The organism is Marisediminitalea sp. (assembly GCF_984433645.1).
Genome location: NZ_CFIDRX010000004.1, coordinates 63,747 through 72,495, shown reverse-complemented (window position 1 = coordinate 72,495; position 8,749 = coordinate 63,747). Strand labels below are relative to the sequence as shown.

The following is an 8,749-nucleotide window of genomic DNA, read 5'->3' as shown; positions in this document are numbered from 1 at the left end:
TGACCTGAATTTGCTTCTGTTTTTTCTTCTGCTCTTTCTGAGCTTTACTTTTTTCAAAGAGGAATTTGCCATAGTCCATAACTTTACAGACTGGCGGCTCAGCATTAGGACTAATCTCAACAAGATCCAAACTGGCTTGCTCGGCGGAGTTGAGTGCTTCGTTAAGCGTTACCACTCCAACCTGACTTCCGTCCGCGCCGATTAAGCGAACTTCTCTTGCCGTAATTTCATCATTAATTCGGGCTTTATCGCCCTGAGCCTTATTGTTAGCGCCTTTAATGTGCTAATCCTCCAACTTCTTTAATCTTCACCTGGTTTAATATATTTAAAAATCTTTTGTAAACCAGACACTTATATTTTTGCTGTAGCCAACGAAAACGCGCGCCACAAATGTAGAGCGCGAGTATACCGTTATTTGATGGTTTTTCCAGCGATTTCTTCGTTCGCCAGGCTAATAAAGGCATCGATTGGCATACTGCCCAAGTCTTCACCCCGGCGAGAACGCACTGCCACCTGACCCGATTCCATCTCTTTGTCACCGACCACCAGCATGTAAGGTACGCGTTTAAGCGTATGTTCACGAATTTTAAAGCCTATCTTCTCATTTCTCAAGTCAGACTTCGCACGGAACCCTTGCGCTTGCAGTTTTTCCACGATTTGCTCGGCGTATTCAGCTTGTTTGTCGGTAATATTCATTACCATCATTTGCTTAGGCGCCAACCAAAGCGGGAAGAAGCCCGCGTATTCTTCAGTAAGAATACCAATGAAACGCTCCAGTGAGCCCAGTACCGCACGGTGAATCATTACCGGTACTTTGCGCTCGCCATCTTCTGCTACATAGGTCGACCCTAAGCGACCAGGCATAGAGAAGTCAGCCTGAACGGTACCGCACTGCCATGCACGATCCAGACAGTCGTACAGAGTAAACTCAATCTTCGGACCGTAGAACGCACCTTCACCAGGCAAGTACTTGAATTCAATGTCTTTGCTGTTAAGCGCGTCTGCCAGGGCTTTTTCTGCCTTGTCCCAAATCTCGTCACTACCTACACGCTTTTCAGGGCGGGTAGACAGTTTTACTTCGATCTTTTCAAAACCAAACGTGCGGTATGCATCGTAAATCATGTCGATACAGCTACACACTTCGTCAAGCATTTGTTCTTCAGTACAGAAGATATGCGCATCATCCTGGGTGAAGCCACGCACACGCATCAGGCCGTGCAAGGCACCAGAGGGTTCGTTACGGTGACAGCAACCAAATTCCGCCATACGCAATGGCAGGTCGCGGTAAGACTTCAATCCCTGGTTAAAGATCTGCACGTGACCCGGACAGTTCATGGGCTTAATCGCATATTCACGCTTTTCTGATTCGGTGGTGAACATGTTTTCTGCGTACTTGTCCCAGTGCCCGGATTTCTCCCACAGCACACGGTCCATCATCAACGGGCCTTTTACTTCGTCATAGCTGTACTTGCGCAGCATGTTACGTACAAATTTTTCCAGCTCGGTGTAAACCGACCAGCCATCGTTGTGCCAGAACACCATGCCTGGCGCTTCTTCTTGCCAGTGGAACAGATCCAGCGTTTTACCAATTTTACGGTGGTCACGCTTTTCCGCTTCTTCCAAGCGCTGCAAATACGCTTTAAGTTGCTTCTTATCTGCCCACGCTGTGCCGTAGATACGCTGCAACATTTTATTGTCGCTGTTACCACGCCAGTATGCGCCAGCCACTTTCATCAATTTAAAGTGCTGACAGAACTTCATGTTCGGTACGTGAGGGCCACGACACATATCGATGTATTCTTCGTGGTGATACAGCCCCGGGAAAGAGTCCTTCGGAATATTCTCGTCGAGGATCTCAATTTTGTAGGTTTCGCCGCGGGCTTCAAACGTATCTCGCGCTTCCTGCCAGCTTACGTTTTTCTTAACCACATCGTAGTTCGTTTTTGCCAGTTCCAGCATACGCTTTTCAAGCTTCTGCAGGTCTTCCTGGGTCAGGCTGTGCTCCATATCGACATCGTAATAGAAACCATTGTCGATAGTCGGACCAATCGCCATTTTCGCATCGGGCCATAGCTGTTTGATCGCGTGACCAATTAAGTGTGCACAGCTGTGACGGATAATCTCGAGACCATCTTCATCTTTTGCGGTAATGATTTCTAACGCAGCGTCAGACTCAATAACGTCGCACGCGTCAACACGCTCGCCGTTTACACGACCGGCAATGGTCGCTTTTGCCAGACCAGGGCCGATATCGGCGGCAACATCTAATACAGAAACAGGGTTGTCGAAAGTACGCTGACTTCCATCAGGAAGAGTAATAACAGGCATGAATCGTCCTTACAGTGGTGACACCTACTCTGTGCCACTTGTGTTTGTTTTTAGTCATAAAAAAACACCCTTAGAATGGGTGCATGAATGGGGCTACACTCCCCTTTGTGCTCGGATTATAACGTCTAGACTCTTTCATGCAACGACTAAAAGCGAAATAACATTTTGTGTCGGGCTTTTCTGATGTATCGCTACCATCATCTGCAGTTCGAGATGCGTGTAAATTCCCAAAAAATACGGCGGGTAAACTGGCAAAGGCAACAATATCTTCCATACTCAGGGTACGTCCTCTGACATCGCATGCAAATGTGGCAATTTATCAGTGAAACCATATCTGAAGTAACCGGTCATTTGTTTGTGTGCCAACATCGACAAGTGCTGCACGGTGGCGACTCTCACCAGAGTGTGATGATTCGCGATGACGCACGCCGGTACTTTGTAAAATACCGCACCATGGAACACGCCAATGACATGGCCCTCGACGCCGAGTCCGATGGGTTAACAGCATTGGCTAACACAGGCTGCATAACAGTACCCGCCGTGATTTGTCATGGCGTCATTGAAGAAAACGGCGCGCTGCATGAATACCTGGTGTTGCAATACTTTAAAATGCACCACGCTAGCAGTGCGCTGTGGCAAGCTTGCGGTGAACAACTTGCCACATTGCATCGGGCACCCACCACAAACCGCTTCGGCTGGCACCGCAACAATTTCATCGGTCAAAGCCGGCAAATGAATGAATTTGTTTCCAGTTGGGCACAGTTTTACGCTGAATTTCGTATTGGTGTGATGCTGGAGCAGCTCGCCGCTAAAGGCCACAAATGGTGCAACATTGACGTGTGCGTTACGCGTATTCATCAGTATTTGCAACACCACCAGCCCCTGCCCTCGCTGGTGCATGGCGATTTGTGGCACGGCAATATCGGGTTTTCTCACCAACAGCCCGTTATATTCGACCCCGCCGTGTACATTGGCGACCGGGAGACAGATATCGCCATGACCGAACTGTTTGGCCGGTTACCACAAGCCTTTTACGACGGTTATCAGGCTACGTGGGCGTTAGATCCAGACTACGCATCCCGTCGTAAACTCTATCAGCTTTACCACATACTGAATCATGCCGTATTATTTGGCGGTCAGTACTTAACCACCGCACAACAGGACGTACTTCAGATTTGCCAACAGTTGTAACCCATTACTCCCTATCTACTCACACCCTGTCGTGCGTTTTACACGTGTTGTGCCTGAGTCTGTTGCTATGGATATCTGGGTGTTCACCAGATAACACTGCAGAGCAACTCGACGATTATCACGCCAGACTATCGCGCACGCTCGATACCACTTTGCCTGCGCTTCCATCACGGGCACCACTTTCTTACCCCGCTCGCAACGACCTGCTACTGCAGCCCGAAGGCATCGAAATTGACCTGACCGATTTATACAACATCCAAACCTGTGAACTTGGCAGCCTGGTCGCAGAACGCAATACAGCACTGGGAAAAGTACAGGCTTATTCGGTTCGATTGCGGTATGAATATCAGTTAATTGAGGCGCTTGAGCAGTGTATTGCGTTTTATCAGCAGTCTGGGGAGGACCTGGAAAACCGTGAGGGGCAATTGACCACCATGCAAGAATGGCTCAAGGTCAAGTCAGCAGATTATGCACTACACTGGAGCAATATGCTGACATTGAGCGACGAAACTAAACAGGCTTTCGGCCGCCCTCTACCCGGCCTGCTTAATGGAGATGACCTGGACATTACAGGCCAGGTAGCCAGCCTAAAGCAATTGAATCAGTACGGTGATGGCAATGCGCTGCAAGACGCGCGACTGGAGTCTCACCTGCAACAATTGGCACTGCTGCGTTTGCCTGCCAGTGTCTGGTTTGCAGCACAACAACTGGCAAATGGATTACCGGTCATTACCCAACAGCTCGACACGTTATTACCTGCACTCTCGTGTGGACAGGGCCGTCCGGACGACACAGCCACCATTCTTCGTAATGTGTTTTATTTGTCTTTTATTGAAAAAATTCAGCCGATAGGCAGCCGTATCAATGCGTTTCACTACGCTTTTGAGCCCATATCACTCACCTGGCAGCAGTCACCCGTGTTACCACCCGCATTTAAAATGTTCCTGGCGGAACAATCACAACAGTTCGCTGAGTATCAGTTGGCGATGAAAAACCATGTCACTGTATGGCAGACGTTTCTGGCGCGCTGCAATATGTCACCCGGAACATAGGTGCCAAACGCTGTTCCAGCTACAACGTGTGCTGAATAGACAAAAATGAGCCAAATCCGATGGTGAACAAGAAGCAGCCCCACAACGAGTGCTCTACCACCACCACCGCAGTAGAGCGGCTTTGCATGTAACGAAAACCAAATACCGCACCGCCCACGGCAGACACGGCTACCGCTATCCAGTTGCCGTAGATTGCATGGGCAAAACCAAACAACAGCGTGCTGGCCCCAAGACGCACATAACGCGAGGGCAAAATTTGCTTGTAGCGGTGAAAGAAAAAGGTGCGGTAGATAATTTCCTGAGGCACTACCGACAGCAGCGGGTATAACACCAGCGTCATCAGCCACAACGACGTTTGCTCAGCAGGCCACTGCAAAAACGCATCCGGCAACCACCAGTACACCACGACTGCCGTTAAACATGCCCAGGGAATAAACAGCTTGAACGACGCAAGCAGATGGGATTTACCATGCTGCCAGTTCCACAACCGAAAGCGTTTGAATGAACTATCGGCCAGCAACAACCATAGGCAGATCGCGCCAACCACAACCAGCGCAGCCATGAGGTAAGGGCCGGTATACTGAATACCCGCAAGGAACAACAGAGGAACAAAAATAAACAAAGCAATCAGCTCTGCCCACAACTTACCCGACGACACGATTAATGCAATTCCACGAAAAGATGAATAAACGATGACAATTGTGTGAATTTTACACTACAAAGGCCACACTCGCTATTCGGCTTAGGTATGACATATCAGTCACTGTTTACTTTCAAGCAGCACAGAAAACCAGTGAAAAACAATAAATTCAGCAACTTAAAACATAGTCATTCAAATGAGAAAATACTGATGCTAGCGCCTACGCGGTGGCAGACTTATGACTTCTCCGATTATTTCTAATATAAAAATCAGCGCGTTATTGTTGTAAATCGCCGTCTTAAGATATTCTTAAGGAAACCGTGCGAAAATTTGCATTTCAATTTTTACCACATGCTACACGGCATCACATGAATATACTGTTAGTCGAAGATGATCTTGCCCTTGCCCACGCTTTAGGAGATTCCTTGCGCAGGCAAAATTACGCGGTAAATACCGTTCATACGGGCAAAACCGCTTTGGCAGCAATAAAACAAGGCGATACTGACATCGTCGTGCTCGACCTTGGTTTGCCGGACATGGATGGGCTACAGGTACTGAAAACACTTCGCCATCAATCAGCTTCGCTGCCTGTGCTCATTTTAACCGCCCGCGACAGTATGGATGACAAAATCTCAGGGCTTGACGGTGGCGCCGATGATTACCTGCCTAAACCCTTTGAGATGGCCGAACTCTTTGCCCGACTCAGGGTACTGGAGCGCCGACTCGGCAATGTCGCCTCCAGCCGAATTCAGCTCCACGGCGTTGAACTGGACCTTGCCGAGCACTCAGTGACCGTAAACGACGCGCCGGTTGCTTTGCCGCGCAGAGAATTTATGGTGCTGCGGATCCTCATGGAAAATGCCGGTCGGGTGCTGTCGAAACAACAGTTTGAGAACAAGCTCTATGAATGGGGTGATGAAGTAGCGTCAAACACGGTCGAAGTGCATATCAGTAATCTGCGAAAGAAACTGCCTGAGCAGTTCATAAAAACCATCCGTGGTGTGGGCTATACTACCCCGAAAGGGCCATAAACGCTGTTATGAACTCCATTCGTCGCCAGGTCACCTGGCTCTTAATCGCGCTGATAGTGCTGGTTACGTTCAGTGCGGCCATTACGGGCTATCGAGCCAGTATGCAGGATGCTACTCGCCTGTTTGACGGCGAACTCAGGGCCATTGCGAGCACGTTAATTTCTCTGCCCGTCGATCACGTCTCTAACACAATGGACATAGAAAGCCCTCCGGATGTCGCCTGGCAATTATGGCAGCAAGACCGCTTGGTCATGCGTTCAGCCAATGCCCCGGACAAGCGCATCACGTCAGTTAACAAAGGGTTTAGCGCTGAGAACTTTTTGGGGAATCGATGGCGTGTGTTAGCCGATACAACGCCTATTAACGACACCGTCGTTATTGTAGCTCACCCATTGGGCAGCAGAGACACCCTGACTGAAAATCTGATCCTGGCGGCCATGACGCCACTCATTGTCAGTATTCCAATACTTGCGGCACTTATTTACTGGGTGGTTAATCGCGGCGTCCGGCCGCTAAGTGCGTTGTCGATTCAACTCGAAAACAAGGCCAGAAATAACCTGCAGCCTATAGCGCTACCTAACACGCCAAGTGAATTAACAACCGTCATAGACACCCTGAACTCGTTGTTTATCAGACTCAATAAGGCCTTTGAGCGTGAGCAGTTATTTTCTGCTAACGCGGCGCATGAATTGCGCACGCCTTTAAGCGTATTGAAAATTAATCTACACAACCTGCACGCCTCAGACGCCCCCAAAAAGGAAGAAATTGCCCGGTGCCAGCGCGATGCTGACAGAATGATTCGCGTGGTCAATCAGTTGTTACTGTTAAGCCAGACCAATCCGGAAACCGCACACGCCGAATTAGACGTCGTTGAAATAGAATCTCTGTTGCAGGAGGTTATCAGTGACCTGTATGAAGCCATTGACGCAAAACAGCAGGCTATTTCACTGGTTAGCGAGCCATGTACTTTTCAAGCCAGTCCCTTTGCACTTCAAACCATGCTGTCCAACCTGATTGGCAATGCCAGCAAATACACGCCAGAGGGTGGCGAAATCGAAGTGACTGCGAAGATGACCGGCACCGACATTATCGTTCAGATCGCAGACTCGGGGCCAGGAATTCCCGAACAGGATCATCTGAAAGTGCTTACGCCCTTCTTTCGGGTGGCAAACGCGCAGACGCAACGTCAGTCAGGCAGCGGTATCGGCCTGGCTATCGTCAATCAGGTTGTGATGTTACATCACGGCCAGTTAGCATTGGGTAAATCCCATCTGGGCGGCTTACTGGTCACCCTGACCCTGCCTATTCACGCCAGCGATGCAACAAATGCTAAAAAGCACAGCAAAGCACAATCTCAGGACACGTTATGCTGAGATTGATGTTATCGGTTTGCCTGATTATGCTGAGCCAGGATGCTCTGGCAGCCAGACCCGAAGTCGTTGTTCGCCTTAAAGACCATTTGTTTCATCCGGCCAAAGTCTATGTGCCAGCCAACAAAAAAGTGAAGCTAATCATTATTAACGAAGATGATGATCCGGAAGAATTCGACAGCTTTGCGCTTAACCGGGAAAAAGTGGTGTTTGGGCAGGCAAAAGCCAACTTGTTCATCGGTCCCCTGCCCCCCGGGCGCTATCCGTTTTTTGGCCAGTATCACCCTACTACCGCTCAGGGTGAAGTAATTGTACTGCCACCAGGCGAGGAGGTGCCGGATGCTCATTAATACCGTAATCCTGATGCTGCGTGATGCCTTGCCGATTGCCTTACTCATAAGCTTTTTATTGCTGGCGTTTCGCCTGCAACGGAAAACGCTCGTTGTATTACTATTTAGCACGGCCATCACCACTGCGCTTCTGGTGCTGTTGCGAAACAGTGTAAGCGATACCTTCGATGGCGCAGGTTATGAATGGTTAACCGTAGCCCTGCTCTTAATAGCCTACCTGTTTGCCTTAATAAGCCTCGATTTCAAAGCATATCGCAGTGCAGCGATCATTGCCGCCGTCCCCGTTATCAGCCTGCACCTGGCCGACTTTATGTTGTATCTGTTTGCCTTTGGCAGTCACAGTGAACGGTTACCGGGGATTTTGGTAGGTTCTGTGCTGGGCAGTGGTATTAGCCTGAGCCTGGCAATGCTGCTGGTTGTGCTGTTGTCGCCATATCGCACAACACTGGCAATGAAGAGCCTGTGGGTACTGTTTATGGCGGCACAAGCAAGCGGCGCGATACCTTTGCTCCAACAAACAGGTGTCATCGACGAATCGGCGGCACTTTGGGACAGCAGTGTCATCATTAGCGATGCCAGCGAATACGGTCATTTATTAAAAGCGATGTTGGGTTATGAGTCCCAACCAGACTTACCTTATCTGTTGACCTGGCTGACACTGGTTGTATTGGGTCAGTGCATGGTACTTCGACATCATTTTTTACTTCGCTCATCACCTGAAGGAGCGTCTTCATGAGATTACGACTTTCCCTTTTTCTTTTTGTAGCGCTGCTGCTCAACATGCTGC

The 8,749-nt window shown here is 49.3% G+C and carries 9 protein-coding genes; 6 read left to right on the top strand and 3 right to left on the bottom strand.

The annotated features are described in order from the left end of the window. On the bottom strand, positions 1–280 hold a 280-nt coding region (gene infC, locus AC4MRN_RS01430), incomplete at its 3' end, for a translation initiation factor IF-3 (protein WP_490403727.1). 131 nt (positions 281–411) lie between these two features. After that, on the bottom strand, positions 412–2,328 hold the full coding sequence (thrS, locus tag AC4MRN_RS01425; protein ID WP_155015137.1) for a threonine--tRNA ligase: 1,917 nt from the start codon (positions 2,326–2,328) through the stop codon (positions 412–414). A 300-nt stretch (positions 2,329–2,628) separates the two neighbouring features. Between thrS and AC4MRN_RS01420 the strand changes: the two genes are divergently transcribed. Together AC4MRN_RS01420 and AC4MRN_RS01415 are read left to right on the top strand one after the other, a co-directional pair. Next, a complete protein-coding gene (locus tag AC4MRN_RS01420) occupies positions 2,629–3,519 on the top strand; it encodes a fructosamine kinase family protein (protein WP_491202286.1) in 891 nt (296 codons plus the stop codon). Beyond that, positions 3,504–4,571 carry a DUF3080 family protein gene (locus tag AC4MRN_RS01415; RefSeq protein ID WP_491202285.1) on the top strand — a complete coding sequence of 356 codons (1,068 nt, stop codon included), beginning with the start codon at positions 3,504–3,506 and terminating at the stop codon, positions 4,569–4,571. Before AC4MRN_RS01420 ends, AC4MRN_RS01415 begins: the two co-directional genes overlap by 16 nt. Before the next feature lie 19 nt (positions 4,572–4,590). On the opposite strand, the gene AC4MRN_RS01410 is transcribed toward AC4MRN_RS01415, so the two are convergent. Then, complete coding sequence (locus AC4MRN_RS01410; protein ID WP_491202284.1) at positions 4,591–5,229, bottom strand: CPBP family intramembrane glutamic endopeptidase; 639 nt, start codon at positions 5,227–5,229, stop codon at positions 4,591–4,593. 350 nt (positions 5,230–5,579) lie between these two features. Here AC4MRN_RS01410 and AC4MRN_RS01405 point away from each other — a divergent pair, with 350 nt between their 5' ends. From AC4MRN_RS01405 to AC4MRN_RS01390, 4 genes are read left to right on the top strand one after another with little or no spacing between them, the layout of a single operon-like run. Beyond that, complete coding sequence (locus AC4MRN_RS01405) at positions 5,580–6,242, top strand: response regulator (protein WP_370166169.1); 663 nt, start codon at positions 5,580–5,582, stop codon at positions 6,240–6,242. Positions 6,243–6,250: 8 nt separating this feature from the next. Next, positions 6,251–7,615: an ATP-binding protein gene (locus AC4MRN_RS01400; protein WP_491202283.1), complete on the top strand. Its 1,365-nt coding sequence runs from the start codon at positions 6,251–6,253 to the stop codon at positions 7,613–7,615. Then, the gene (locus AC4MRN_RS01395) at positions 7,609–7,962 is read left to right on the top strand and encodes a cupredoxin domain-containing protein (protein ID WP_491202282.1); all 354 of its coding nucleotides are present in this window, start codon (positions 7,609–7,611) and stop codon (positions 7,960–7,962) included. The genes AC4MRN_RS01400 and AC4MRN_RS01395 overlap by 7 nt, the downstream gene beginning before the upstream one ends. After that, on the top strand, positions 7,952–8,698 hold the full coding sequence (locus tag AC4MRN_RS01390; RefSeq protein WP_491202281.1) for an FTR1 family protein: 747 nt from the start codon (positions 7,952–7,954) through the stop codon (positions 8,696–8,698). The genes AC4MRN_RS01395 and AC4MRN_RS01390 overlap by 11 nt, the downstream gene beginning before the upstream one ends. The last annotated feature ends 51 nt before the right edge of the window (positions 8,699–8,749 follow it).

Coding starts and splice junctions, on each gene's coding strand:
- AC4MRN_RS01395 (WP_491202282.1), top strand. CDS start 7,609: ATGCTGAGATTGATGTTATCGGTTTGCCTGATTATGCTGAGCCAGGAT.
- AC4MRN_RS01390 (WP_491202281.1), top strand. CDS start 7,952: ATGCTCATTAATACCGTAATCCTGATGCTGCGTGATGCCTTGCCGATT.
- AC4MRN_RS01405 (WP_370166169.1), top strand. CDS start 5,580: ATGAATATACTGTTAGTCGAAGATGATCTTGCCCTTGCCCACGCTTTA.
- thrS (WP_155015137.1), bottom strand. CDS start 2,328: ATGCCTGTTATTACTCTTCCTGATGGAAGTCAGCGTACTTTCGACAAC.
- AC4MRN_RS01400 (WP_491202283.1), top strand. CDS start 6,251: ATGAACTCCATTCGTCGCCAGGTCACCTGGCTCTTAATCGCGCTGATA.
- AC4MRN_RS01420 (WP_491202286.1), top strand. CDS start 2,629: ATGCAAATGTGGCAATTTATCAGTGAAACCATATCTGAAGTAACCGGT.